The sequence below is a fragment of the Sinobaca sp. SA16-1 genome, from assembly GCF_059510515.1.
This window is the reverse complement of sequence record NZ_JCAKFL010000001.1, coordinates 349,326-375,093: the sequence shown is the minus strand read 5'-3', so window position 1 is coordinate 375,093 and position 25,768 is coordinate 349,326. Positions and strand designations below refer to the sequence as shown.

Genomic DNA, 25,768 nt, shown 5'->3' with positions numbered 1-25,768 from the left:
AAAGGCAGCGATGGAAAAAAAGGCAGGCATTGGTTTTTATATTTTCCTGGTCCTCTTTATCTTTTTGGTTATGTTTCCTTTTTTATGGGTGTTTCTTACGTCTTTGAAACCGCCCAATGAAATCTTCGGGAATTTTAACTGGTTTACTCCAAATATGAACTTCGACTCCTACGTGTCCGCTGTAACGACACGGCCTTTATTTCAATATATGTTAAACAGCTTTGTCGTATCAGGGGCAACGACGATTCTTTCTCTGGCATTTGCTTCCTTTACGGCCTACGCGGTAACGAGGCTTCCTATTAAAGGAAAGGGGCTGATTCTGGGGCTGGTTCTTGCCTCCTCCATGTTCCCGCAGATTGCTATCTTGTCACCGATCTTTGATTTTGTGACAGATGCCGGCCTGCGCAACAGCTACCTTGGGTTAATTATTCCCTACATTACAATAAGCCTTCCGCTTGCGATCTGGATTCTGGCTACGTTTTTCAAGAAAATCCCGGTAGAGCTGGAAGAATCGGCGAAACTGGATGGAGCCACACCGTTCCAGACGTTCAGGAAAATCATTCTGCCGCTGGCAGCGCCCGGCGTATTTACGACAGGAATTCTTATATTTATTGCCGCATGGAACGAGTACTTATTTGCACTCGCCATCAATACAGATGACGCCTGGAGGACGATTCCCGTAGGGATTTCCTTCTACCAGAGTGAATTTACGGTACCATGGGGAGACATTACTGCCGCAACGGTTATCGTGACGATTCCCATCGTTATTCTCGTTTTAATTTTCCAGCGCCGCATTGTTGCTGGATTAACGAGCGGATCTGTGAAAGAATAACATCATAAGAGTCAAAAAATACTAACTATTTAAAAGGGGTTTTGCATGATGGGTAAATTAAAGGTTGGCATCGTTGGATGCGGAAGCATCGCCAGAGAACGTCACATTCCGGAATATCTGGCCGGAGGAGAAGTAGAAATTGTGGCGGTCTGTGATCTGGTGGAAGAGCGGGCTCAGGAAGTAGAAACGAAATTTAACATTTCCGTTCAGGTGTACACGGATTACCAGGAGATGCTGAAGCAGGAACCTTCCATTGAGGCCATCAGCGTATGCACGCCTAACTATATGCATGCCCCTGTATCGATAGCCGCACTGGAAGCAGGAAAGCATGTTCTTTGTGAAAAGCCGATGGCTACTTCCTCCCAGGAAGCACAGGATATGATAGACGCCGCAGAGAAAAACGGCACGAAGCTGATGGTGGGCCATAATCAGCGGCTCGTTCCTTCCCACGTGAAAGCAAAAGAGCTGCTGGAAGAAGGAGCGCTCGGTAAAATTTACAGTTTTCGTACAGTATTCGGCCACGGCGGCCCGGAAGGCTGGAGCATCGACGGAGCGGACAGCTGGTTTTTCCGTAAAGAGGAAGCGTTTATCGGCGCGATGGGAGATCTCGGCGTCCATAAATCTGACCTGATTCAGTTTCTGTTTGACGAGCCGGTAGCAGAAGTCGGTGCATTTGTGGAAACCGTAGCAAAAGAAAACACCACCGTTGACGACAACGCTGTCTGCGTATTGAAAATGGAAAGCGGTATTATCGGCACGCTGACAGCGAGCTGGTCCTACAAGCCGTTTGAAGACAATGCCACCGTAATCTACGGCGAAAAAGGTATGCTCCGCCTGGAGGATGACCCGCAGTATTCTCTGATTGCTGTCTACACATCAGGGGAAACGATCAGCTATGACCTGGGAGGCATTCAGACGAACGCGGCGGGCGGCCAGGAAAATTCCGGTATTGTAGACGCATTTGTCGAAACCGTCGTAAAGGGTACACCGATTCCTATTACAGGAGCGGACGGCAAACGCGCATTGGATGTTATTCTGGCAGCGCTGGAATCCAGTCAGGAAAAAACCATCACCTCAGTAAGAAAGGCAGGCGTCACTCAATGAAAATAGGAGTATTTACTGTACTATTTAATAATGATTCATTTGAAGACATGCTTGATAAAGTAAAAGCCGCCGGCCTGGATGCGGTAGAGCTTGGTACCGGTGGAAATCCCGGCAGTGCCCACGTGGATCTGGAAGGTCTTCTTCAAAACGAAGACAAAAGAAAACAGTTCAAGGAAGCGCTCGATATGCGCGGTTTGTCTGTCAGCGCCTTCAGCTGCCATTCCAATCCGATTGCGCCGGATAAGGCGTATGCACAGGAGTCAGATGACGTGTTCCGCAAAACGGTGCAGCTTGCTCAAATGCTTGATGTGTCCGTTGTTAACAACTTTTCCGGCGTAGCCGGTGCGGATGATAACGCAACGCTTCCAAACTGGCCGGTAGCCCCGTGGCCGCAGGAGTACAGCGATATTTACAATTGGCAGTGGGAGAAGAAGCTGATTCCTTATTGGAAAGAAGCAGGCGCTTATGCGAAAGATCATGGCATTAAAGTAGGCATCGAGCCGCACGGCGGCTTTCTTGTACACACCCCGTATACCGTACTTAAGCTCCGCGACGCTACATGCGATGCGGTAGGCGCCAATTTCGATCCGAGTCATATGTGGTGGCAGGGAATTGATCCAGTAGCGGCTATAAAAATCCTGGGTAAACAAAACGCGATCCATCATTTCCACGCAAAAGACACCCATATTGACTGGGAAAATGTAAACATGTACGGTTTGACGGATATGCAGCCGTATCATAACGTACAAGAGCGCGCCTGGACGTTCCGTTCAGTCGGCTGCGGCCACAGCCTGCAGGAGTGGAGCGATATGATCAGCACGCTTCGTAAGTTCGGCTATGACGATACAATCAGCATCGAGCACGAAGATCCTTTAATGAGCGTTTCGGAAGGTTTTCAACGTGCGGTCGATAATCTCCGCAGCGTAAATATTGTAGAAAAACCATCCGATATGTGGTGGGCTTAAATAACAAACTCCCTCCTGGCTTTCTGCAGGAGGGAGTTTTTGTAACGATATTAATAGGAAGAGATTGGATTCATCAGGCATGGCTGTTGTATACAGAAGCCCGTTTTTTCCGATGTTCTTTCCGGGCAGGGGCAGAATCGAAAAGCCGCTGTTCTTCCTCTGTTTCCGGGGCTGCAGCGGGAACGGGAATAGGATCACCGCTTTCATTAACGGCAACCATTGTCAGAAAGGATTCCGTCGTAAGAGCCGTAGTGCCGGTTGTCACATCAATCGACTGAACCTTCACATAGACTTCCATAGACGTTCTTCCCGTTGCCGTAACAAAAGCCTCCAGCTCAAGGATATTTCCTACCTTCGCAGCTGATACAAAATCAACAGAGTCGATGGAAGCGGTCACGACAATACTATTGGCGTGTTTCATTGCCGAAATGGCTGCAATTTCATCAATGTAGGCAAGAACCTTGCCGCCGAATATAGATTCCAGATGATTGGTATCCGGTGGAAGCACAAGGCGGGTCTGGGTGGAGCGGGAGCGGTTTACGGCACTGTAATCGGACATATATGTTCTCCTTTGGTAAAAATAGTGATAACGTAAATTTTATAAGAAAATAGAAGGGGAAGCAAATGGTGGAAAAATCAGAAATATCCTATTATTAGTCAAATAATACGTCTTACATATTAATAAAAAGAGGTAAATGCCTTTATTCTATAAATTTTATAGATTTATTATACATATTTTTAATTCCTATTATATCAATGGGTTTGGAGATTATATAACATAATATTTTTAGAAAACGCAAGAATTGAAGATTAAATGTTGGACAAAAGGGTAATGGTGCTTAATGGCATAATAAATAAGATGAAGGACGGTGCATTCAATTGGCTGAAAAAAATAACAGTAATAAAGTTACTTACGCATTAATGGCTGTAGGCAGCCTGGTAGGCGGAGCCCTGCCGATGGTAAGCAGAGAAACAACAAAAAGACTTCAACAGAAAAAAGAAGATGCGAAAGAAAACATGAAAGACAAAAAGAATCCTAAAACAAAAACAGCAACAATTAAGAAAAGCGACGACACTAAAAAGAAACCTTCCAGTAAGGCTAAAGAGAATGGAGAGAAAGACAACGTGAAAAAACCAACAGATAAAGCAAAAAAAGGTACAGAGGATACAAAGAAAGCAGTAAAGAAAAAATCATCAGGAGCAAAAGAAGGAACAAAGAGCACTGCTAAAAAAGCGAAAAACGGTGCAGGCAAAACGGCTGAAAAAGCAAAAAAAGCAGCACCTAAGCCGGTAAAGAAAGCTGCCGACAAAACGAAAAACACAGCTAAAAATGCTAAAAAAGCCAAAAAGGCCAATGATGCAGCATCAGCTGCTTCAGCTATTCCGGAAAAAGTAAAATCATCGCTCGGTACAGCGAAGAGTAAAGTCGGCGGCGGCCTTGTAGCAGCAAAAGGCAAAGTCGGCGATACAATGGTCAAAGCCGGCCAGAAAATCCAGGGTACGGAAGAAGAGGAAGAGAAAGAGAAAAAAGGCGGCTTGTTCAAAAAAAAAAATTAAAAAATAAAGACAGCAAAAAATCTAAAAAAGCCAAAGAAGCTGAAGAGCAGGAGCGCCTCGAGTCTGAATCAGAAGAGAATGAAGAGCACGAAGTTTTTGATGAAGAGACAGAATGGCTTGAGGAAGAAGAAGTAGAAGAAGAAAAGTATGACGGCTACGAAGATGAAGAAGACGAAGAAGACGAAGAAGAAGACGAAGAAGAAGACGAAGAAGCAGAAGACGAAGAAGCAGAAGACGAAGAAGCAGAAGACGAAGAAGCAGAAGACGAAGAAGCAGAAGACGAAGAAGAAGACGAAGAAGAAGATGAAGACGAAGAAGAAGAAGAAGAAGAAGACGAAGAAGACGAAGAAGAAGACGAAGAAGACGAAGAAGCAGAAGACGAAGAAGAAGATGAAGACGAAGAAGAAGACGAAGAAGCAGAAGACGAAGAAGAAGATGAAGACGAAGAAGAAGACGAAGAAGCAGAAGACGAAGAAGACGAAGAAGCAGAAGACGAAGAAGACGAAGAAGCAGAAGACGAAGAAGACGAAGAAGACGAAGAAGACGAAGAAGATGAAGATGAAGCAGAAGACAAAGAAGAAGCTGAAGACGAAGAAGTAGACGAAGCTGAAGAAGAAGAGGATAATGATAAGGAGAAGGCAGAAGAGGAGCAGCCCAAAAAGGCATCCTTTAAAAAGCCAAACCGTATTAAAAAGCCTTCAACGGGAAAAACCCAGCAGCCGCTTACCGAGCAGGAAACAGATAAAGACAACAAATCGGTAACAAAAGAAGAACCTAAGACAAAAACCCGGACGACCGCTTCTGCAGCTAAATCCGCTTCCGACAGCAAAAAGGCATCGTCAGCATCATCGAGTAAAAAACAGTCGTCTGCTAAATCCGATTCTAAAAAAAAAAGTAGCGACGACGCCATCGAAAAAGTTGAAGCCTACTTCAAAGAAGAAGTAGCAGAACCGTTTCAGACGATTTCAGCAACAGACCGCAAAAATGGTTGGAAAGTTCGTTTGGAAGTAGTGGAATCAGAAGAAAAGCAGGACAATAAGGTGATAAAAAACATTGTACTATACGATGCAAATATCAATGATAACTTGAATATCACTTCATACCGCAAGATCTCTGAGCGTTCCACACAGATTCCAGAACTTTCATAAGAAACCATTCAAATGAACTAGATTAATAAATTACTCATCGGGTATGGTAGTAGAGCGGCATGCATACTCAGCTGAGTAAGCTTTAACCACGAGAGGTGGTGGTGCATTATATGGTAAGCTGGAAGAAAAATAAGAATCTTAAGCGCTTTACGTTAATGTATTCTAATTATTTAACAGAAGGCGCCGAAAAAGAGAAGCGCAGAACCTTTGATATTGCAAACAGAGATGATTCTTCCAGTTCCTCAGATGAAGAAGGCTTTCTGGACAAAGCAAAAGACAAAGCCAAAGATCTGGTACCGGGAACATCTTCCGGCGGAGAAGAAAATCAGCCGGAAGAAGAGAACGAAGACAGCGGCGAAGAATCGCTGTTCGATAAGGCGAAAGATAAACTCTCATCCGACAAAGACGACGATAAGGATAAACAAAAAGAGGAAGAAGATCCTTCTCTTTTGGACAAAGCAAAAGACACTCTGGCATCCGACGATTTAAAAGGTGCCAAAGAGCGGGTGCAGAACGTCACAGACGGCAAACCGCTGGAAACAATAAAAGACTTAGCTTCCGGTGACGAAAGCACGATTAACGAAGTGAAACAAGAAGCAATTGGTTATGCTAAGGATGAAGCAAAAAATCATCCGAAAGCGAGGAATGCAGCTGCCGCTTCTATCATTGGAAAGAAATTCTACGATACGTTCGAAAAAATGCGTATCGCTAAAGAAGAAGCCAAGGAAAAAGTTGCCGAACTCAAGGAAGGTCTGGAAGATGCCGGTGAAGAAGTAAAAGAAAAGCTGGATGAATTTGCTGATGAATTCAAGGATAAAGCAGCGGATGCCAAAGATGAATTAAAAAACAACTCGCTTACCGGCGATAAGGACTCGAAAGGAGGGAAAAAAAAGAAGAAAGGCCCCACTATCAAGGGGGCCAGTGACATCAAAGGGATGAAAGACATCCATAAAGGCGTCAGTGACATCAAGGGATACAAAGACATCAAAGGACCTGACAAATTGAAGGGTGTCAGCGATATTAAGACATCAGCAAGCAACCTCAAGAGCAGCACGGATCTCAAGGGAGCAGACAGCATCAAGAGTGCCCATAACATCAAGAGTGCAAAAGATCTCAAAGGCATAAAAGATATTAATACTTTCACTTAAAGGAGTGACGCAACAATGGCAACATTGGAAAGAAACTCAGATTCTTCAAGCTTGGCAGAAGTTATTGACCGTATTTTAGACAAGGGTATTGTAATCGACATCTACGCTAAAATCTCGCTCGTAGGTATTGAACTTATCACAATCGAAGCTCGTATCGTAATCGCCAGTGTAGACACATGGTTGAGATATGCTGAAGCAGTCGGCCTTCTTAGAGACGATGTACAAGCTGAAATAGACGAAGACGCGGACGTAAGCGACCGTTCAAAGCAGCTTAACTTCGCATAATTCATTCTAAATAAACCCAACCTTCCCCATACGCGCATGCGTATGGGTTCTGGGTTTATCACCAATAATAGATAGAGCCGCAGGCGGAAAGCAGGGATAACCATGGAAGAATTACTACAAAAAGTAACAACGTTTTTTGAAAATTATGTACTTCCTCCTTTTAAGATCACATCCGTTATTAATCATGACGAAGGATGGGATGTAGAAGTAGAAGTAATTGAAGAAAGCGAATATATGAAAAAGTATGCTAAAGACCAGTTGTTGGGTGTATATGAAGCGAAACTCGACAAGAATAAAGAAGTTGTATCATTTCAGCGTGTGAGTCTTCGTCCAAGAAGTACGCCATTAGATAAAGCAGAAGGGAGATAACACAGATGCCTGCAAAAGCAACGGAAGAACAATCCAAGAGTAAAACAGAGGAAGAAACATCCAACCCGAAAAACAGCTCGAATGCCTCATCATCCTCGAACAAAGCCAAAGGCAGCTCGTCATCCTCATCCAGTTCAAAGAATACTTCGTCTGATTCAGCTAAATCATCGCCAGCCACCCGTTCAAAAAACACGAATACTACCAGCAGAAAAAAGAATCCTTCATCCGATCAGTCTGATAAGCAGGAAGCGGTCTATGATGAAAACGATAAAATGGTTCGAACATTCGAAAACTTTGTTCAGACGGAAGAGCTTCAAAGTCTGCTGGATCGTTCAGAACGTTATGTTCATGCTGGATTCCCGGTTCACTTCACAGGAGCTGCCGGTGTCGGTAAAACATCTCTTGCCCTGCAGTTAGCGAGCCGCCTCGGACAGCCGGTCGTACTGTTGAACGGTAACAGGGATTTATCCAACGTAGACCTTCTTGGTGGATATGTAGGCTATAAAAGCAAGCGCCTGATCGATAACTACGTTCGTACCGTGTATAAACGCGAAGACGAAGTAAAAGAGCAGTGGAGCGGTGGTCGTTTGTATGAAGCCGTAACAAAAGGCTATACCGTTATTTATGATGAATTTACACGTTCCATGCCGGAAACAAACAACCTGTTTTTATCCATTCTGCAGGAAGGTATTCTGCCGTTGTACGGAGTAAAGCAGAGAGACACGTTTGTTAACGTTCATCCAGACTTTAAGATGATCTTTACAAGTAATCCGGAAGAGTATGTCGGCGTGTATGAAACCCAGGATGCGCTTGCAGATCGCCTGATCACGATTCATATGCAGGAACAGGATATTGACAGACAGGCAGAAGTGCTTGCAGACCGGACGGAAATATCCGAAGGTGATGCAAAAACAATCGTCAAAATCGTTTCGAGGGTAAAAGAGATTTGTAAAGAAGAAGACAAGCCATCACCAAGTTTCCGTGCCTCCGTTATGATAGCTGAAATAAGCAGCAAGAGTGATATTAACGTGAATACAAAAGATGATGATTTCTTCTTTGTATGCCAGGATGTGCTGGGCGCTTATATCTACGGAGCGAAAGGCCATAAGAGCAACGAAGAAACAGAGAAATTATTGAAGCAGGAACTGAAGAAGCTGTAGGAGGTAGCCGTTGTGAGTGGGAAAAAAGGGGTATATCTATTCTGTGTTATTGAAGCGGACTCCCCGCAGGAGTTCGGCACGATAACACTGCTGAAAAAAGAGAGAGATGTATACACGGTAAACCGCGACGGATACGCTATGGTCGTTGCCGATGCGCCGGTTGATGTATACGAACCAAACCGTAAGAACCTGAAGTCGCATCAGGATGTTGTTACAAAGGTAATGGAGCGGTACGATATTATACCGATGAGCTTTGGCAACGTGCTGGAAGGCAAAAAAGATGTTCATATTCTAATGGAAAAGCTTCAGGATCAATTCGATGAAATTTTTCCGAAAATCCGCAATAAATTTGAAGTAGGTTTAAAGATTATTGGAAAAAAAGAATGGCTGTCGGAGAAAGTAAGCCAGCAGCCGGGCATGAAAGAATTAAAATCAAAGGCGCAGTCCAAGCCTGAAGACGCAGCCTACTATGAACGGATGCAGCTGGGTGAATCCGCCCACAAATTTATGATCCGGCTTCATGAAGATTTTGAAAAAGAAGTGTTTCATCCGCTTGCCGATATTGCCGATGCTGCGAAGAGTAACGAAGTAATTAACGAACGGATGCTTCTTAATGCTGCCTTTCTACTTGATAAAGACCAGGAGGAAGCATTTGAGAAAAAGCTCAATGAGATTTATAATAAATGGATGGACAGTGCTGATTTTAAATACACAGGCCCCTGGCCGGCCTATAACTTTATAGATATTAAATTAACAGCAAAGGGTGCGACGTAATATGATAACCAAAGCATTCACTTGGCCCATTGATCTGCTGATTATGATCGGCAAGGAAGTCAAAGATGAAGTGGATAAGGAATATTACGATCTAAAGACCATCCAACAGAAACTGGCGAACCTGCAGATGATGTTTGAGATGGATGAAATACCCGAAGAACTTTACCTCGAACAGGAGGAGGAACTTCTGCTCCGTTACCGCGTAGCGAAAGAAATTGAGCAGCGGGAGCTGAGAGAAAGCCTGGAGGAATAAGGAGGAAACACAGGTGGAAGATACAGCACAAGCAAGCAATCAACTAATCTACTTGTATGCCTTCGTACCATCAGGGCAGTTTACTGACAACCCGATGCCGGAGCTGGAAGGTATTGAGCCCCCGGAAATGATACAGTACGAAGTACACGGCGATATTACCGCTGTGACCTGCCGCGTGCCGGAGGACGTTTACTCTGAAGCAAGGCTGCAGCGTAAAGTGGAAGATATGCAGTGGCTGCAGGTGAAAGCCTTTCATCACCATGAATTAATGAACAAACTGCACGAAAACTATACGGTTATTCCACTGAAGTTCGGCACCATATTTGAAGCAGAAAACACGTTTCAGGCGATGATTTCCGAAAAAAAGGCAACCATCATGGAACAGTTTCAACGGCTGTCCGACAAAGAAGAATGGAACCTGAAAGTATATGCGGCAAAAGACAAGTTCATGAACAACGTTGTGGAAAACAGCGAAGAAATGGAACAGAAAAAAGCTGATATTGAAGCGATGCCGAAAGGCCGCCAATTTTTTGAGAAAAAAAAGCTCGCTAATTTTGCAGAAGAAAAAGCAATCGAAAAAATCAGGGATTACTGCCAGGAGCTCCATGATCATTTAAAGTCACTCAGTGAAGCAACCGACGTGAAGAAGAACTGGGAACGTAAAGTAACCGGACGTGACGAAGATATGAGCCTGAACAGCGTATACCTTGTAAATGCAGATGGGAAAAAGGCGCTGCTTGATTATGTGGAAGCAGAAAAACAGTACGCCGAGGATCATAACACCGGTTTTTATTTTGAAATGACCGGTCCGTGGCCGTCTTATCACTTCTCGGACTTCGCTGCGAAGGGGGAGGAAAAGGACAATGCGGGAAGATAGCCTCGATTTAAAAAATAAAGATATCACGCTTTTGGATATTCTGGACACGGTACTTGAAACAGGAGTAGTGATCCGCGGAGATTTAACCATCTCCATTGCCGATATTGAATTAGTATACCTTGATTTAAGTGTCCTTCTCGCTTCGGTTCAGAAGCTGGAGGATAACCGGAAACGCTCCCTCGTCGAAAACGAGAGAACGATCCAGGAAGTAAAATAAGGAGGACGTCCATATGGGAGATACACCAGATCTTACCGGGCTGAAGACGAGCAATCCGACCGGCCGCATTTCGCTGGATCCGGATAAAGTTGATGAAGGCCTTTCCCAAATCGTCATGACCGTTATTGAACTTCTCCGACAGCTTGTGGAGCGCCAGGCCATGCGCCGGGTAGAAGGCGGCGACTTGTCCGATGAACAGATCGAACAGCTTGGTATTGCATTAATGCAGCTTGAAGAGAAAATGGAAGAAATGAAAGTGATTTTCGGACTGACCGATGATGATTTAAATATTGATCTTGGCCCGCTCGGAAACCTCATTTAAGAACACAGCACGAAAATCAGCTTTAAAGGAGAATGTTAAATGGCTAGTAATGATCGTCACCATCCAGCTAGTAACCGTCCGGCCCAGGTAAATGCAAGTAATTCCGGGAGCAGCAGCCTTGTTGATGTGCTGGAAACCGTATTGGACAAAGGGGTCGTTATCGCTGGAGATATCAAGCTCAACATCGCGGAAGTAGAACTGCTGACTATCAAAATCCGCCTGCTTGTCGCTTCTGTTGATAAAGCTGAAGAAATGGGCATTGACTGGTGGAGACACGATCCGCATTATTCCTCCCAGGCTATGGAAGTCGTTCAGGAAAACAAGGCGCTTCATGAAAGAATCCGCCAGTTGGAAGAAGCAAACGAAACGAAGCAGGAAGAAACCGAAGAATCCAGCAAATAAAGAACGAAGACCTTAGCGACTAAAAGCAGGGAGTGAAACACAATGAGATTGAATGATCTTCTAAAAGACGTCACCCGCATCGTAAAGGATCTGGAAAACCAGAATCAATCCCAGGCACATCGCGTGGAAGAACGCACCATCGGTGGAAAAGAGGACGGAAAACCAGCCATGCGGGCAGAATATAATATTAAAGCGCATGTCGGCCTTCCATCAAAAGAAGAACTGGAAGCTTTTCAGGGAAAGCGTAAAGAAGTAAAAGATGTGAACCCTGAACAGAACCGTCTGGACACAGACAAGTAAAGCTGAACCAAATAAATAGATCTCTCTCTCCTGTTCTGCTGGAAAAAAGCCAATAGTGAGGGTTTCTTTGCATGCAGCAAACACCGGAGCGTAGAGGCTTTGGTGTTTTTTTATACTCTGGAAGGAGCAGCCGGGCATGAAATCAATGGAAGAAGCGATAACTGCTTATATGAGAGAAATGGACCGGAGCTTTTATATGGAGGAATATAAAGAGCAGGCCGCAGTGGATGCGGCCGCACCAATTGGTTACGGCCAGACGATTTCACAGCCTTCTCTTGTACGGAAGATGACGATAGAGCTGGATCCGGGCCCCGATCTGCGTGTACTGGAGATCGGTACGGGATCTGGCTTTCAAACAGCCGTGCTGGCAGCCTTCTGCAGGAAAGTCTATACGGTGGAACGGATCGAGCCCCTGTATCAAAAAGCGAGGAAGCGGCTGAAGGAAGCAGGGTTTTCCAATATTGAATACAAGCTTGGCAATGGCAGCGACGGCTGGGAGGCATATGCTCCCTTTGACCGGATTATAGTGACAGCCGCGGCCGCTTCTGTGCCTCCAGCGCTGCTCCGGCAGCTGAAGCCGACAGGGAAAATGGTTATTCCGGTTGGAAATGATTTCAGCCAGGATCTTCTGCTTCTTGAAAAAGAAGAAGACGGCGGCATCAAAGAAACCTTTTTATGTCCGGTTATGTTTGTGAAATTGCATCGATAGAACGATACCCGAAACGCTGAAAAGCGTTTCGGGTATTTTTTTATGCCAAAAGAATTGACAAAAAACAAATAAAGTTATATGGTTAATTACACAACCAACTAACCATATAACATAAAGGTGGTGTTCCCACAGTGAGGCCCACATTGGATGAAAACAAGCCGATTTTTCAGCAGATCACAAGGATGATTGAAGATGAGATTGTGAATGGAGAATTGAAAGAAGGAGAGCAGGCGCCTTCTTCCACCCAGCTCGTAGCGTATTACAAGATTAACCCTTCCACTGTCCTCAAAGGCATGAACCAGCTTGTAGACGATCAAATTTTATACAAGAAAAGGGGAGTAGGCATGTTTGTTGCAGACGGAGCAAGAGGAAAGCTGCTGGAAGCGCGCAGACAGACGTTTATGGAAGAGTATGTAAGCCGAATGCTTCAGGAAGCAGGCAGGCTGGGCATCAGTGCCGATGATATTTACAAAATGATGATAGAAATGAAAAGAAGAGAGGAGCGGTAACCATGCATATTAAGGCGGAGAATCTAAGTGTCGGCTACGGCTCGAAGAACGTACTGGAGCAGGTGTCCTTTGAACTCGAAGAAAATAAAATCTACGGACTGCTTGGGCGTAACGGCACAGGAAAAACCTCGCTCCTCTCAGTGCTGGCAGCCTTTCGGAAACCGAAAGCCGGACGGATTACGGTGAACGGGGAAGAGCCGTTTGAGAATGCATCCGTGATGGAAATGATCGCTTTTGTGTACGATTCCAACCTCGAAGATGAAACGGAAAAAGTGAAAAAGTGGCTGAAAATGAATGCAGCCTTCCGCCCGAACTATGATCACAACTATGCCGACTATTTATGCCGGCGGTTTAACATTCCGGTAAATAAACCAGTCAAAGATCTGTCCAAAGGATTGAAATCAGCGGTTCAGGTGGTGGACGGCCTGGCCTCGCGGACGCCGGTCACGATATTTGATGAAGCATACCTCGGTATGGACGCCCCGGCGCGGGAGCTGTTTTATGAAGAAGTGCTGAAGGATTATATGGAGCATCCACGGACGATTATTCTCTCCACCCACCTCATATCGGAAATGGCCGGTCTGATTGAAGAAGTACTGATTATTAACGACGGAGCGCTTCTGCTGCATCAAAATAAAGAACAGCTGCTGGAGCGGGGCACAACCGTAACCGGGCCAAAAGACAAAGTACTCGCATTTACAGACGGAAAGAAGCGTCTTAAAGAACAGCAGCTGGGCAGCACGATGTCGATCATGATTGATGCGGTACTGTCCGATCAGGAAAAGCAGCAGGCAAAAGAAGAAAATCTGGAATTAGGGCCGGTCGCCCTGCAGGAGCTGTTTATTCATTTAACGGAAGGAGCGGGGGAACATGTCAGATAAAAAGGTACTTGTCGGTAAAATCTCTTTTGACATTATAGGAAGATGGAGCCTTTGGTTTCTGGCGATTTATCTAACCATCTATATCGGGGTCAGTATCTTTATCACGTGGTCGGGAAATGGAGAAATAAACTGGGCTCTGCTGGAAAATTCAAGGGGTTCCGCCCGCATTTACTTTTTGATCATCGGTATTTTATCAATGGGTGGTTTGATCCGCTATTACGTATCCAATGGCGTCAGCCGCAGGGACTATTTCTTCGGCACAATGGGAGCAGGGGTCATTTTGCCAGCTGCAATGACGGCGGTGTTCGGCCTGGTTTACGGATTGGAAACTCTGGTGGCATCCTTTACTGCATGGACCCAGCCGGCAGCCGGCAGCACGCTGCATTTCACAGCGCAGCTGCTTACTTCCTTTTTCCAGTTTATTCTATATTATGCAATCGGCTGGTTTATCAGCGCCTCTTTCTTTCGGTTTCACTGGTTCATCGGTCTGCTGTTCACCTTTGTAGGAATCGGCTTGATAGCCGTAACCGATCTGTTCTGGCAGGTGGAAAATTCTATGTTTCAATTTATTTCTGTCCTGGCATCGGTGGAAGTGTCTCTTGTCGTATCGGTCATATTCAGTACACTGCTCTTTCTGCTCATAGCGGCGCTGATCAGAATATTAACAAAACGGGCCGACATTAAAGCGGTATAACATGTTTACAATATCCCAATTGGTGATAAATAGGAAGAGAGACATAACAATCAGGGAGATGAAAAAATGGCAGAACACGTAACACTTGGTAAATCAACGCTTGCTGTTCATCCGATCGGCCTTGGCACAAACGCTGTAGGCGGCCACAATATTTATCCGGACATGCTTGATGAAGAGCAGGGAAAAGATGTGGTGCGCGCCGCTTTAGACAACGGCATGAACTTTCTGGATACCGCCTTTATTTACGGACCGGAGCGTTCAGAAGAGCTGGTTGGAGAAGTGATGAAAGAATACAACCGGGCAGATATTATTCTGGCCACCAAAGGCTCGCATAAGATTGAAGGCGATGAAACAACGATGGATAATTCGCCCGCCTTTTTGAAGCAGTCGGTGGAAGACAGCCTGCGCCGTCTGCAGACCGACTATATTGACCTGTACTATATTCATTTTCCGGATGAAAACACGCCGAAGGATGAAGCCGTTCAGGCATTAAGAGAGCTCAAGGAAGAAGGGAAAATCCGTTCAATCGGTGTATCCAACTTCACGATCGAGCAGCTGAAAGAAGCGAATAAGCATGGAGATGTTGATGTGCTGCAGGCAGAGTACAACCTTTTAAACCGTGAAGCGGAAAAAGACCTTCTTCCGTACACGGAGCAGCAGAATATTACGTTTATTCCATATTTCCCATTGGAATCCGGCCTGCTTGCCGGCAAATACGATGAAAACACAACGTTTTCAGATATCCGTAACAGCCGTCCGAGCTTTCAAGGGGAAGCCTTTAAGGAAAACCTGAAAAAAGTGGAAAAAGTACGCGAAATTGCGGATGCCAAAGGCGAAGAAGTGGCGCATGTCGTTCTCGCCTGGTATTTAACGCGTCCTTCCGTGGATGCAATTATTCCGGGAGCCAAGCGCGGGGAACAGGTAATAAACAACAAAAGAGCAGGGGACGTGACCCTGACCGAAGAAGAAATCCGCAAAATTGACGAGATTTTTTCATAACCACGCAAAAAGCCGAAGGACTTTACGCCTTCGGCTTTATTTTTTTGATAAATAGCGGCTGACATAATCCTTTGTTGTTTCGGCGATATCTTTCCGCAGAAAAAACAGGGCGATAATGTTTGGAACAATAATCAGCGCCAGCATAAAGTCGAGAAACTGCCAGACAAACTGAAGCCCGCCGATTGCACCGAGAACGATAGCAGCCAGATACAGCATTCGTACGCCGATCGACACCGTAAAGCCGAATAAATATTCCGCCTGCTTTTCCCCGTAAAAAACGATAACAAGAATCGTGGAAAGCACGAAGCAGAACAGGGAGATAGAGACGAACGTGCCGGCAGCACCGGCGCCCATGACGCTTGCAAATGCGTCAACGACCATGGCGTTGGCATCATCTGCAGCCGCCCCCGTCCAGACCCCGGTCGTTAATATTAAGAGAGCGGTCATCGTACACACGACAATCGTATCAACAAATACTTCGGCGATCCCCCACATTCCCTGCTTGGAAGGGTGATCGGTCATCGCAGTTGAGTGGGCGATTGGAGCCGTTCCCATACCGGCTTCGTTTGAATAAACGCCGCGGGCGAGCCCGAAACGGAGAGCGGCTGCGACCCCGGCACCGGCAAAGCCGCCGGCGGCTGAAATCGGATTAAATGCGTAGTAGAAAATCATGCCGAATGCTTCCGGAATGGCAGACAGGTTGTTAAATAACACAATGCATACGCTGCCTATGTATAAAACGACCATCAGCGGAATCACCCGGCTTGTCACGCTGCCGATCCATTGAATGCCGCCGAAGCTGATAATGCCGATCAGCACGGCTACGCCGATTCCGGTATACAGAGTGTTGGCCTGAAAAGAAGCCTCGACCGTTTCGGAAAGGGAATTCGACTGTACCATAATGCTTGCGAATATTTGCAGCAGGAGAAAAAACGAGAAAAAGAAGGCGACTTTGTTCCAGCCAAGCCCCCGGCGTATGTAGTACATCGGTCCGCCGACCCAGTCTCCTTTTTCGTTTTTGATCCGGTATTTCATACCGAGCACAATCTCTGAATACTTTGTTCCCATGCTGATTAAAGCGACTACCCACATCCAGAAAATGGCGCCGGGTCCGCCCAGTGTAATAGCGACGGGAACCCCTACAATATTGGCGGCGCCGACCGAAGAAGCGAGGGCGGACGCTGCCGCCTGGAACGGGGTGACCGAGCCTTCTGCTTTTTCTTTTTTGAAAATCGAGCCGAAGGTCTGCTGGATTACATGAAAAAAATAACGGATCGGAAAAAAACGGATATATATATTTAAGATAATGCCAATTCCCAGTAACAGCACAGCCATCGGCACGCCCCAGAGCCAATCGGTTACGGCGGCGAGCCACGTTTCAAATGTTTCCATATATGCACGGCACCTCCTTTTTTCTTCTTATACCCTGTTTTTAGAAAAATAGAAGCAAAAAGAGAAAATCTGTCAAAAAGGAGAAAAAAAGATGAAGAGCTGGAAAACCAAACGTCTCGTGTTAAGGGAAGGCACGTCGAATCCGGATGGAAGCCCGGCGGCTGTCCGCCGGATATTTGACGGCAGCGGCACCCTGCCTTTAAAAGAAGGAATCGTCCGTGTGCAGCAGGAAGTCCTGCCCGGAGATCCGGTAAGCCGGGTGTCCGTTCACGGAAAGCTGAAAGTAAAGCTGTTTAAATGGACGCTTTTGGTTGTGGATATTCCGAATCTGCATATTGACCTGCACCGAAAGGAAAGCAAAGCCGGCGTCAAACAAAAAAACAGGGAACTTGAAGAACGTCTCAAGCTCCTGGAAAGCCGGAGAAGACGCAGGCTGGCACTGCCGGGCAAGAAACGGTAAAACACGGCCAGGTAAGGAAAAATAGACGTTGTGTTTTCATTAAGTCCCAAAATATAGTAAGATAGGGGTACAGACCACCATCTCACAGCCAAGGCCATCCGATTGTTATCGAAAGTTACTAATCTGGAAAGGGGGAGCTGTTATGATGAAAACAGGAGATCGCATCCAGCTTAATATCAGCCTGGACAAAGTACACGGCGAGAAGCAGGCGGGAGACTATATCTACGGATTTGCTTTCCCACGCTATCACGGCAGGACCCGCTATGGCGATCTGAACAAGCGCGCCCACATGACCTTTTATATGAAAGACTTGAACGGAGACGTTATTTATTCCTGCAACATTATGGAAATCTGGAGAAACGACCATTTTTTCATTCACCCGCGTTTTGAAAAGAAAATGCCGGCAGAAGTGAAAGAGGACGTCGAGCGTATTTCCATCAAATTCATTTAATCAAAACCGCCCCGGATGCGATCCGGAGCGGTTTTTTTGCGTACTGGCAGGAAATAAAAGTAAAACGGCGAAACAAACAAGAGACCAACCAGAGGAGGAATGAGAGAGTGACAGAAAAAAAGAAGAGGTTTCGTCCCGAAACGATGGGGGTGCATGCCGGCCAGGAAATTGATCCAACGACGATGGCGCGTGCCGTACCGATTTATCAGACGACGTCCTACGGATTTCACGATACCGACCACGCCGCTAATTTATTTGGCCTGCAGGAGTTCGGTAACATCTATTCCCGGATTATGAACCCAACGACCGATGTGCTGGAAAAGCGGCTCACTGAAATGGAAGGGGGCGCCGCCGCGGTAGGAACGGCGTCCGGACAGGCAGCGGTTACGTACTCTATTTTAAATATTGCCGGTGCCGGCGACGAAATCGTCTCGGCGGGCAGCCTGTACGGAGGCACGTATAACTTATTTTCTACGACACTTCCAAAGCTTGGCATTACGGTCCGTTTCGTGGATGCATCCGATCCGGAAAACTTTCGGGAGGCGATCAACGACAAAACGAAGCTCGTCTTTGCAGAAAGCATCGGCAATCCCCAGGGGCACGTGCTTGATATACAGGCCGTTGCAGACATTGCCCATGAAAACGGGATTCCGCTGATTATTGATAATACTGTTCCAAGTCCGTATTTATTGAGGCCGTTTGAGCACGGGGCGGATATTGTCGTTCATTCGGCCACTAAGTTTATCGGCGGCCACGGTACGACGATCGGCGGCATGCTGATTGATGGCGGCAGGTTCGACTGGGCGGCAAACGATAAATTCCCCGGCCTGACGACACCGGACCCGAGCTACAATGGAATTGTTTATACGGATGCGGTCGGACCGATTGCCTATGCTATTAAAGCACGGGTACAGCTGCTCCGGGACTTAGGATCTGCGCTCTCACCGTTTAATTCCTTCCTGCTGCTGCAGGGACTGGAGACGCTCCATCTGCGCATGGAACGCCACAGTGAAAACGCACGGCGCGTCGCTGCTTTTCTGGAAACGCACGAAGACGTGGAGTGGGTCTCCTACGCCGGGCTGCCGTCGCATCCGACATATGAACTGGCCCAGCAGCTGATGCCCAAAGGCCAGGGAGCGATTCTAACCTTTGGCATTAAAGGCGGCATGGAAGCCGGGAAAAAAGTGATTCATTCAGTGAATTTGTTTTCGCACGTTGCCAATATCGGCGACGCTAAATCGCTGATCATTCATCCGGCCAGCACGACCCACCAGCAGCTCAACGAAGAAGACCTGAAAAAAGCCGGCGTGAGTCCCGGCATGATCCGTCTGTCGATTGGGATTGAAGCGATTGAAGATATTATTGAGGACCTCGATCAGGCCATTCGTAAAGCGGTCGAAGTAGAGGTTTAAAATCAGTCAAAACGTGTAAATAAGAAGCAGAACGATAAATACAAGGAGGTTTTACAAATGGCAGCACCTAAAGTGTTGATTGTTACAGGAGACGCGGTGGAAGCGCTGGAAGTATACTATCCGTACTATCGCTGCTTGGAAGAAGGTTTTGACGTGGATATTGCCGCGGGCAGCGTCAAAAAACTGCACACGGTTATTCATGATTTTGAAGACTGGGACACCTACACGGAGAAACCGGGATATGGCATTGACGCCAACGTCGCCTTTGCCGACATTAATGCATCTGACTACGATGCGCTGATTATCCCGGGCGGCCGGGCACCGGAACATATCCGCATGAACGAGCACCTGCCGGACATTGTCGCCCATTTTTTCAAAGAAGATAAGCCGATCTGCGTGATGTGTCACGGCAGCATGGTGCTGACTACAATTGCTGACGTCGTGAAAGGACGCAAGCTTACCGCTTATCATGCCTGCAAGCCGGAAGTGCAGAGCATGGGCGCCGAGTATATGGATGAAATGGACTATGTGGACAAGAACCTCGTATCCGGCCATGCCTGGCCTGACCTTCCTGCTATGCTCCGTGAATTTGTAAAACAAGTTAAAGCGCTGTAACTAAAAAACATCACCTGCGCAGCGCAGGTGATGTTTTTTTATATTACAACTCTTCGCCGTCCTCCGCCTGCTGCTCCCAGGAATCACCCAGGTCCTCTGTATAGAAGATATCCCGTTCTATGGTGGTGACAATCAGCGTACCAGGGTGTTCAGGGTTTTGGGCAATATAGCCTGTGCTGTCTTCTTCCTGAATGTCAGGCGCAGGAATCTCTGTCTGTTCGCCGTCTGTCGTTATTTTTAGTTTCGTCTCCGGGCCGGTGCCCTCTGCATACAGCAGATCGCCGTTGGCTAAAAAGGTTAAAGCAGGAACAGGCGCTTCTGTCGAAACGGGCTCAAACGTATCGCCCTGATCCTCAGAGAGGTAGACGCCGTCTATCGTGCCGGCCGCGGTCTTATCAACGTCCGTGGGATGGGCGGAAAGCGATAGAATCTCTCCATCCAGCCCCCCCATCTGCTTCTGTTCCCAGCTGCTTTCGTCTTCCGAGCGGTACAGGCCGGTTTCCGGCATCGTGTCATGAGGTTCCGGGTTCACGGCGTAAATGATATGAGACTCGTAGCCGGCATCCATAATATGAAAGTCGACTTCTCCTTCCATGCCGAGCATCTCGATCGAGCGGCCCTCATTGGTACTTTTTACAAGGCCGAGCGGGTTTTCGTAATCGGTCTGCAGGGACGGATGGCCGCTGCTGTAGAATCCGCTGTCGGTCATCGTAAAGCCCATATAATCATGGGCATCGCCTTCCGGCACCGTCCAGGATCCGTTTTCCAGTTTCCGCAGGCCGTCATGGGCCGGGATAAGCGCATGATCGCCATCCGCAGTAAAGCCTGCGCCGTGAATGTGGGAAAAGGTTACTTTCTCTTCCGGTTCCGAAGCGGCAGGCTCCCCGTTTTCTCCGCAGGCGGCTGTAAACAATAACAAACTTCCTCCAATAGCTGTATACCACTTTCTCATAGCTGTTCTCCTTTATTGTCTTTTCTTTTTTTCCAAAACATATAGATCACTCCGGTGAGGAGGATAGGCGCGCCGATCCAAAGGCAGATATGGACGATCTGCGCTGTATAAGCATGAACATTCATGGAGCCGGTCAGGATAAAGCCGGGCATCACCAGGCAGTGAATGCCGAGTACGATAAGCAGTACAGCCAGAAACCATTCTCTTTTTCTCAATGCTCTTCCTCCTCTGCCGCAGGAAATTGAATCAAAAAGCTTGTGCCTTGATCAACCGTGCTTTTTACAGAAATCGTTCCATGCTGCAGCTCCGTTAATTCCCGCGCAATAGCAAGTCCGAGTCCACTTCCTCCATAAGCACGGGCCCTGGATTTATCCGTCCGGTAAAAGCGCTCAAAAATATAAGGAAGATGTTCAGGCTCTATGCCTTTTCCGGTATCGGACAGCTTGCATACAATCTTTTGACCCTGCCTGGTCACCTTTACATTGATGCGGCCTTCGTTTGTATAAGCCACAGCGTTCTGCAGGATATTTGAAAAGATCTGCTCCATCCGCAGCGGATCAGCCGCCGCGGCGGGCAGCTCCTGCTCACAGTCAAATATGACGTTCAATCCCTTTCGGCGGGCCTGAGACTGTATTTTCTGCACAGCGCCGGCCGCAATGTCTTCGACCTGTACGAGCTCCCAGGCAAGCGGGAACCGATCCTCTTCCATTTTGGACAGCTCAAACACATCATTGATGAGCCGGGTCATCCGGTGCGATTCCTCATGTATCAAATCTACATACTGCTGTTTTTCCGCGTCATTCTGGTACCAGCCTTCCTTCAGCGCCCGGCTGTATCCCTGCACGTAAGAAAGCGGGGTGCGCAGTTCATGCGATACATTGGAAAGAAACTCCCTCCGGTTGTTGCGGAACTTCTTTAAATCGCGTGTCAGTTCATTCATGGAACGGGCAAGGGAGCCGAGCTCATCTTTGGAAGAAGCCGGTACCTGGATATCCAGATTCCCCATCGCCATCTGGCGGGCTGCCTTTTCCATGGTGCGCAGGGGAGAGGTAAGGCGTCTGGCGGCAATAAATGTAAAGCCAAGTGCGAGCAGCACGGAGCCTGCGCCGGCCCAGAGAAGGGCCAGCAGCAGATCATTCATGGAGTCCCCAAGCAGATGCTGGGGCGAAAAGACATAAACGGACGTTACCTGAAATGGATTGGCTTCGGCTTCCGCTTCGGCGTAGTAATATTCACCGCCATCCGTTTCATCACGGTATGTGCCCGCTGTGTTCCGGTTGACCGCAGTAAATCCTTCAATGCCGGATGAGGCCTCTATCGTTCCCTCAGCTCCAGTTAGAGCGATGTCCCGTGCCGTATTTTCCGACAGGGCATCAACCAGCAGGGGAAGGCTGCGTTCATCCAGAAGAGGCAGAAGATCCGCCTGCTGCCGGGCGAGCTCAGCCGTTTCCTCCTGCAGGTGGGATTCATTGTAAGTGGAGAAAATCTGCTGAACGACAAACCCGAACGGCAGAAGCACAATCAAAAATAAGAACAGCACCGATCCGAACAGTTTGAGAAATATGGTATTCATTGGTTTTGTTCCTTTGGCTGGTGGAAAGCGTACCCGACGCCCCAGACGGTTTTAATGGGATTGTAGGACAGGCCGGCAGCCTGTAGTTTTTTTCGTACATTTTTAATATGGGTATCTACTTTTCGGTAATCATGCCACTCTTCGTATCGATCGGCCTGCTCGACGATATTTTCACGGGTATAAATTCGTTTAGGGTGTGCCGCGAGGAGCAGCAAAATCATGTATTCCGTAGGAGTCAACTCCACGGAACCGCCTTGAACGATAACCTCCCGTGTTTCATACACAATTTCCAGCTCAGGCAGAACGAGGGAAGCCGGAGCTTCCTGGGCGGTGGTGCTGCGCCGGATAATCGCCCGGACCCGGGCCGTTAATTCTTCCGGGTCAAACGGTTTGACTAAATAATCATCCGCGCCGAGGTTCAACCCTTTTACCCGGTCTTTGACTTCCGTTCTGGCACTCAGCACGAGAATGCCGGCATCATATCGTTCCTTAATCATCCGGCATAACGTCCAGCCGTCCATGCCGGGCATCATAATATCAATAATAACAACACGGAACGCGGTATGCTGTATCAGTTCAAGGGCTTCTTCTCCTGAAGCTGCCTGATGAACCTGAAAGCCTTCTTTGGATAAATAAATAGTCACAAGCTGCCGCATGTTTGCTTCATCATCTACTATTAGAATAGGAGTCTCCACTTTTTTTGGCCTCCCTTTATACAAGATACTTTCATTTTAGCAGGGGTGTATGGTTTTTGTGTGAAGTTTCGTTTCCGGCATGATCTATAAAAACATCCAGATCTTCATACTTTCTTCACACTTCCGGGGTAAAAGGGGCGTATAACCGACAAAATAAAAGGAGGAATAACACATGAATCACGAAAAACTTATCAGCGCGCTGCACGAGTGCATGGAGGCCTGCGGCTACTGCTTTGACGAATGCCTGCGGGAAGAAGACGTTACCATGATGGCCGGATGTATCCGTCTGGACAGAGAATGTGCGGACATGTGCAGCTACCTTGAACAGGCGATTGCAAGGAACAGCCCGTTCGTACAAGAACTGGCCGGTGTCTGCGCGGTGATCTGCGAAGCCTGTGGGAAAGAATGCGAAAAGCACGATCATGACCATTGCCAGGAATGTGCAAAAGCCTGCTTTACATGCGCCGATGCCTGTCGTCAGGCCGCTTCATAATTGAAAGCAAAACCTGAATGCTCGAAAAAGAGCTTTCAGGTTTTTTTTATAATAAAAAAAGGTTGTTTATATACCGTATGGGGGTATATAATAAAATAAATACATATACAGTGTAGGGGTATATTTAAACAAAGGAGGATTTATAATGGAACACGAACACGAACACGAACACGAACACGAACACGAACACGAACACGATCACCATCACGAAACAACAGATCATTCTCAGCACGGGCATGGGGAAGACTTTAAAAAAAGATTTTATGTATCTTTCCTGCTGACTATTCCTATTCTGCTGATCTCTCCGATGATTCAAACATTTATAGGAGTAAACTGGCGTTTTAATGGAGATATGTATCTTTTATTTGTGTTAGCCAGCCTGGTTTATTTTTACGGCGGATGGCCTTTTTTAAAGGGAACCAAAGAAGAACTGCAGCAGAAAAACCCCGGCATGATGACGCTGATAGCATTGGCCATTTCGGTAGCCTATTTTTACAGTACAGCCGTCGTGTTTGGGGTGTCGGGCCATAATATGTACTGGGAAGTATCAACGCTTATTGTTATCATGCTGCTCGGGCACTGGATTGAAATGCGCTCCATCATGGGCGCTTCCAATGCATTGGAGGAATTGGTGAAATTTATGCCGTCCAATGCCCACCTGCTTCAGGATAACGGGGAACTCATGGATGTATCGATTTCTGCATTGACGGCCGGTCAAATGGTTCTCGTGAAACCCGGCGAAAAAGTGCCGGTGGACGGGGTGATTCGAAAAGGGGAATCAGAGGTCGATGAATCCAGTCTGACCGGTGAATCCGTCCCTGTGAGGAAATCGGTCCGGGATATGATTATAGGCGGTTCTATTAATGGAGAGGGATCACTTACAGTTGAGGTGGAGAAAACAGGAAAAGAAAGCTATTTGTCACAAGTGATCACGATGGTACAGGAAGCACAGGAATCGAAATCCCGCACCCAGAATCTGGCTAACCGTGCGGCGAAACTGTTATTTTATATAGCGCTTGCTGCCGGTACGATTACTCTGGTACTGTGGATTGCATTTGGTTTTTCCGTTAATTTTGCGATTGAACGAATGGTGACGGTTATGGTCATTGCCTGTCCCCATGCATTAGGGCTGGCTGCACCATTGGTAACAGCCGTGTCCACAAGCCTGTCAGCGAAGAAAGGGCTGTTAATCCGCAACCGCACGAATTTCGAAGAAGGGCGTTATATCGATGCCGTCATTTTTGATAAAACGGGGACGCTGACGAAGGGAGAATTTGCGATTACTGACTTTACTGCAGTAAAAGGCGAAAAAAAGGATATATTACGTCTGGCTGCATCAATTGAAAATGAATCCGCTCATCCGATTGCACAGGGAATAGTTCGTGCAGCAGAGCAGGAACAGCTTTCTATCGTTTCTCCTTCTTCCTTTTCTTCTCTTACCGGACAGGGGCTGGAAGGAACAGTGGATGGAAAAAGCGTGAAGGTTGTCAGCCCCGGATATATGAAAAAGGAGCGGATATTAATTGACGAAGCCGCCTTCAGCCGCCTGTCAGATCAGGGGAAAACAGTCGTATTCGTGTTAGTCGATGGGGAACTTGCTGCTATGATCGCTCTTGCCGATCAGGTGCGGGAAAGTTCAAAAAAGGCGGTCGCCGAGCTGAAGAAAATGGGTGTACAATCAATCATGCTGACTGGAGACAACAAGAAAGTGGCCTCCTGGATCGGTGGACAGATCGGATTGGACCAGGTGTATGCGGAAGTGCTTCCTCACGAAAAAGCAGAAAAAATCAAAGAACTTCAAAGAGATGGCCTGAAAGTTGCCATGACAGGAGATGGAGTGAACGATGCGCCGGCCCTGGCTAACGCAGATCTGGGAATCGCGATTGGCGCCGGCACAGACGTAGCGGTTGAATCAGCGGATGTTATCTTGGTAAAAAGCGATCCGCACGATGTCGTTGCGCTGTTGAAGCTGTCACGGTCTACCTATCGAAAGATGATTCAGAATTTGTGGTGGGCGGCAGGCTACAATATTATTGCGCTGCCTTTAGCGGCCGGGGTTCTTTATACATTTGGCATCCTCTTGAGCCCGGCTGCCGGAGCTGTGCTGATGTCTTTAAGTACGGTGATCGTTGCCATTAATGCAAAATTACTCAAGGCAGAATAAAAGTGCTGTCCTGGAAATAACAAAAAACGCCTTTTCCCATTCGGAAAGGCGTTTTT

33 protein-coding genes are annotated in these 25,768 nt (G+C 47.1%); 26 read left to right on the top strand and 7 right to left on the bottom strand.

Annotated features, from left to right (window positions below; all coding sequences use genetic code 11):
• Positions 1-10 precede the first annotated feature (10 nt).
• The 3 genes from AC5W2J_RS01765 to AC5W2J_RS01755 are packed head-to-tail and all read left to right on the top strand — an operon-like array spanning position 11 to position 2,901.
• Positions 11-832, top strand: a complete 822-nt coding sequence (locus AC5W2J_RS01765; protein ID WP_496057764.1) for a carbohydrate ABC transporter permease — start codon at positions 11-13, stop codon at positions 830-832.
• A gap of 48 nt (positions 833-880) precedes the next feature.
• Positions 881-1,936 (top strand): Gfo/Idh/MocA family protein, encoded by a 1,056-nt coding sequence (locus tag AC5W2J_RS01760; RefSeq protein WP_496057763.1) that lies wholly within the window; start codon positions 881-883, stop codon positions 1,934-1,936.
• Positions 1,933-2,901: a sugar phosphate isomerase/epimerase family protein gene (locus tag AC5W2J_RS01755; protein ID WP_496057762.1), complete on the top strand. Its 969-nt coding sequence runs from the start codon at positions 1,933-1,935 to the stop codon at positions 2,899-2,901. Before AC5W2J_RS01760 ends, AC5W2J_RS01755 begins: the two co-directional genes overlap by 4 nt.
• A 73-nt stretch (positions 2,902-2,974) precedes the next feature.
• Here the strand turns inward: AC5W2J_RS01755 and AC5W2J_RS01750 are convergent, their stop codons facing one another.
• Positions 2,975-3,460, bottom strand: coding sequence for an acyl-CoA thioesterase (locus AC5W2J_RS01750; RefSeq protein WP_496057761.1), 486 nt, complete (start codon positions 3,458-3,460; stop codon positions 2,975-2,977).
• 320 nt (positions 3,461-3,780) lie between these two features.
• On the opposite strand from AC5W2J_RS01750, the gene AC5W2J_RS01745 reads away from it, so the two are divergent.
• Entirely contained in the window at positions 3,781-4,458 is a 678-nt protein-coding gene (locus tag AC5W2J_RS01745; RefSeq protein WP_496057760.1) for a hypothetical protein, read from the top strand.
• Between the two features lie 154 nt (positions 4,459-4,612).
• Here the strand turns inward: AC5W2J_RS01745 and AC5W2J_RS01740 are convergent, their stop codons facing one another.
• Entirely contained in the window at positions 4,613-5,368 is a 756-nt protein-coding gene (locus AC5W2J_RS01740) for a hypothetical protein (RefSeq protein ID WP_496057759.1), read from the bottom strand.
• Positions 5,369-5,716: 348 nt separating this feature from the next.
• Between AC5W2J_RS01740 and AC5W2J_RS01735 the strand changes: the two genes are divergently transcribed.
• From AC5W2J_RS01735 to AC5W2J_RS01660, 16 genes are all read left to right on the top strand, one after another.
• Complete coding sequence (locus AC5W2J_RS01735) at positions 5,717-6,754, top strand: hypothetical protein (RefSeq protein WP_496057758.1); 1,038 nt, start codon at positions 5,717-5,719, stop codon at positions 6,752-6,754.
• A gap of 15 nt (positions 6,755-6,769) precedes the next feature.
• On the top strand, positions 6,770-7,039 hold the full coding sequence (gene gvpJ / locus AC5W2J_RS01730; RefSeq protein ID WP_496057757.1) for a gas vesicle protein GvpJ: 270 nt from the start codon (positions 6,770-6,772) through the stop codon (positions 7,037-7,039).
• Between the two features lie 102 nt (positions 7,040-7,141).
• Positions 7,142-7,408 carry a gas vesicle protein GvpO gene (gene gvpO / locus AC5W2J_RS01725; protein WP_342768742.1) on the top strand — a complete coding sequence of 89 codons (267 nt, stop codon included), beginning with the start codon at positions 7,142-7,144 and terminating at the stop codon, positions 7,406-7,408.
• A gap of 5 nt (positions 7,409-7,413) precedes the next feature.
• Complete coding sequence (gene gvpN / locus AC5W2J_RS01720) at positions 7,414-8,568, top strand: gas vesicle protein GvpN (RefSeq protein ID WP_496057756.1); 1,155 nt, start codon at positions 7,414-7,416, stop codon at positions 8,566-8,568.
• Between the two features lie 12 nt (positions 8,569-8,580).
• Entirely contained in the window at positions 8,581-9,342 is a 762-nt protein-coding gene (locus AC5W2J_RS01715) for a GvpL/GvpF family gas vesicle protein (RefSeq protein WP_496057755.1), read from the top strand.
• Between the two features lies 1 nt (position 9,343).
• Positions 9,344-9,595 carry a gas vesicle protein GvpG gene (locus AC5W2J_RS01710; protein WP_496057754.1) on the top strand — a complete coding sequence of 84 codons (252 nt, stop codon included), beginning with the start codon at positions 9,344-9,346 and terminating at the stop codon, positions 9,593-9,595.
• Between the two features lie 13 nt (positions 9,596-9,608).
• Positions 9,609-10,472 (top strand): GvpL/GvpF family gas vesicle protein, encoded by an 864-nt coding sequence (locus AC5W2J_RS01705; protein ID WP_496057753.1) that lies wholly within the window; start codon positions 9,609-9,611, stop codon positions 10,470-10,472.
• On the top strand, positions 10,459-10,689 hold the full coding sequence (locus AC5W2J_RS01700; RefSeq protein ID WP_120191656.1) for a gas vesicle protein: 231 nt from the start codon (positions 10,459-10,461) through the stop codon (positions 10,687-10,689). Before AC5W2J_RS01705 ends, AC5W2J_RS01700 begins: the two co-directional genes overlap by 14 nt.
• Before the next feature lie 13 nt (positions 10,690-10,702).
• Positions 10,703-11,011 carry a gas vesicle protein K gene (locus AC5W2J_RS01695; protein ID WP_496057752.1) on the top strand — a complete coding sequence of 103 codons (309 nt, stop codon included), beginning with the start codon at positions 10,703-10,705 and terminating at the stop codon, positions 11,009-11,011.
• A 39-nt stretch (positions 11,012-11,050) separates the two neighbouring features.
• Positions 11,051-11,413 carry a gas vesicle protein gene (locus tag AC5W2J_RS01690; protein ID WP_496057751.1) on the top strand — a complete coding sequence of 121 codons (363 nt, stop codon included), beginning with the start codon at positions 11,051-11,053 and terminating at the stop codon, positions 11,411-11,413.
• 42 nt (positions 11,414-11,455) lie between these two features.
• Positions 11,456-11,713 (top strand): hypothetical protein, encoded by a 258-nt coding sequence (locus tag AC5W2J_RS01685; RefSeq protein ID WP_496057750.1) that lies wholly within the window; start codon positions 11,456-11,458, stop codon positions 11,711-11,713.
• A 136-nt stretch (positions 11,714-11,849) separates the two neighbouring features.
• A complete protein-coding gene (locus AC5W2J_RS01680) occupies positions 11,850-12,422 on the top strand; it encodes a protein-L-isoaspartate(D-aspartate) O-methyltransferase (protein WP_496057749.1) in 573 nt (190 codons plus the stop codon).
• Between the two features lie 131 nt (positions 12,423-12,553).
• Positions 12,554-12,931: a GntR family transcriptional regulator gene (locus AC5W2J_RS01675; protein WP_496057748.1), complete on the top strand. Its 378-nt coding sequence runs from the start codon at positions 12,554-12,556 to the stop codon at positions 12,929-12,931.
• A 2-nt stretch (positions 12,932-12,933) separates the two neighbouring features.
• A complete protein-coding gene (locus AC5W2J_RS01670; protein WP_496057747.1) occupies positions 12,934-13,812 on the top strand; it encodes an ATP-binding cassette domain-containing protein in 879 nt (292 codons plus the stop codon).
• Complete coding sequence (locus AC5W2J_RS01665; protein ID WP_496057746.1) at positions 13,802-14,506, top strand: hypothetical protein; 705 nt, start codon at positions 13,802-13,804, stop codon at positions 14,504-14,506. Before AC5W2J_RS01670 ends, AC5W2J_RS01665 begins: the two co-directional genes overlap by 11 nt.
• Before the next feature lie 66 nt (positions 14,507-14,572).
• Positions 14,573-15,505, top strand: a complete 933-nt coding sequence (locus AC5W2J_RS01660) for an aldo/keto reductase (RefSeq protein ID WP_496057745.1) — start codon at positions 14,573-14,575, stop codon at positions 15,503-15,505.
• A 36-nt stretch (positions 15,506-15,541) separates the two neighbouring features.
• On the opposite strand, the gene AC5W2J_RS01655 is transcribed toward AC5W2J_RS01660, so the two are convergent.
• Positions 15,542-16,897, bottom strand: a complete 1,356-nt coding sequence (locus tag AC5W2J_RS01655) for an alanine/glycine:cation symporter family protein (protein ID WP_496057744.1) — start codon at positions 16,895-16,897, stop codon at positions 15,542-15,544.
• A 91-nt stretch (positions 16,898-16,988) separates the two neighbouring features.
• On the opposite strand from AC5W2J_RS01655, the gene AC5W2J_RS01650 reads away from it, so the two are divergent.
• The 4 genes from AC5W2J_RS01650 (at position 16,989) to AC5W2J_RS01635 (ending at position 19,835) form a co-directional block, all read left to right on the top strand.
• A complete protein-coding gene (locus AC5W2J_RS01650) occupies positions 16,989-17,357 on the top strand; it encodes a hypothetical protein (RefSeq protein ID WP_496057743.1) in 369 nt (122 codons plus the stop codon).
• 142 nt (positions 17,358-17,499) lie between these two features.
• A complete protein-coding gene (locus AC5W2J_RS01645) occupies positions 17,500-17,808 on the top strand; it encodes a hypothetical protein (RefSeq protein WP_496057742.1) in 309 nt (102 codons plus the stop codon).
• Between the two features lie 107 nt (positions 17,809-17,915).
• Complete coding sequence (locus AC5W2J_RS01640; RefSeq protein WP_496057741.1) at positions 17,916-19,220, top strand: homocysteine synthase; 1,305 nt, start codon at positions 17,916-17,918, stop codon at positions 19,218-19,220.
• Between the two features lie 57 nt (positions 19,221-19,277).
• Positions 19,278-19,835: a DJ-1/PfpI family protein gene (locus tag AC5W2J_RS01635; RefSeq protein WP_496057740.1), complete on the top strand. Its 558-nt coding sequence runs from the start codon at positions 19,278-19,280 to the stop codon at positions 19,833-19,835.
• 43 nt (positions 19,836-19,878) lie between these two features.
• Here AC5W2J_RS01635 and AC5W2J_RS01630 read toward each other — a convergent pair whose 3' ends face one another.
• Genes AC5W2J_RS01630 through AC5W2J_RS01615 form a run of 4 tightly spaced genes read right to left on the bottom strand, consistent with a single transcriptional unit; the run spans position 19,879 to position 23,055 of the window.
• On the bottom strand, positions 19,879-20,787 hold the full coding sequence (locus tag AC5W2J_RS01630; RefSeq protein WP_496057739.1) for a F510_1955 family glycosylhydrolase: 909 nt from the start codon (positions 20,785-20,787) through the stop codon (positions 19,879-19,881).
• Positions 20,784-21,002, bottom strand: a complete 219-nt coding sequence (locus AC5W2J_RS01625; protein ID WP_496057738.1) for a hypothetical protein — start codon at positions 21,000-21,002, stop codon at positions 20,784-20,786. Before AC5W2J_RS01625 ends, AC5W2J_RS01630 begins: the two co-directional genes overlap by 4 nt.
• On the bottom strand, positions 20,999-22,360 hold the full coding sequence (locus AC5W2J_RS01620; RefSeq protein ID WP_496057737.1) for a HAMP domain-containing sensor histidine kinase: 1,362 nt from the start codon (positions 22,358-22,360) through the stop codon (positions 20,999-21,001). Before AC5W2J_RS01620 ends, AC5W2J_RS01625 begins: the two co-directional genes overlap by 4 nt.
• Complete coding sequence (locus AC5W2J_RS01615) at positions 22,357-23,055, bottom strand: response regulator transcription factor (RefSeq protein ID WP_496057736.1); 699 nt, start codon at positions 23,053-23,055, stop codon at positions 22,357-22,359. Before AC5W2J_RS01615 ends, AC5W2J_RS01620 begins: the two co-directional genes overlap by 4 nt.
• Before the next feature lie 172 nt (positions 23,056-23,227).
• Here AC5W2J_RS01615 and AC5W2J_RS01610 point away from each other — a divergent pair, with 172 nt between their 5' ends.
• Both AC5W2J_RS01610 and AC5W2J_RS01605 read left to right on the top strand, forming a co-directional pair.
• Complete coding sequence (locus AC5W2J_RS01610) at positions 23,228-23,548, top strand: four-helix bundle copper-binding protein (protein WP_496057735.1); 321 nt, start codon at positions 23,228-23,230, stop codon at positions 23,546-23,548.
• 145 nt (positions 23,549-23,693) lie between these two features.
• Positions 23,694-25,712: a copper-translocating P-type ATPase gene (locus AC5W2J_RS01605; RefSeq protein WP_496057734.1), complete on the top strand. Its 2,019-nt coding sequence runs from the start codon at positions 23,694-23,696 to the stop codon at positions 25,710-25,712.
• Positions 25,713-25,768: the final 56 nt, after the last annotated feature.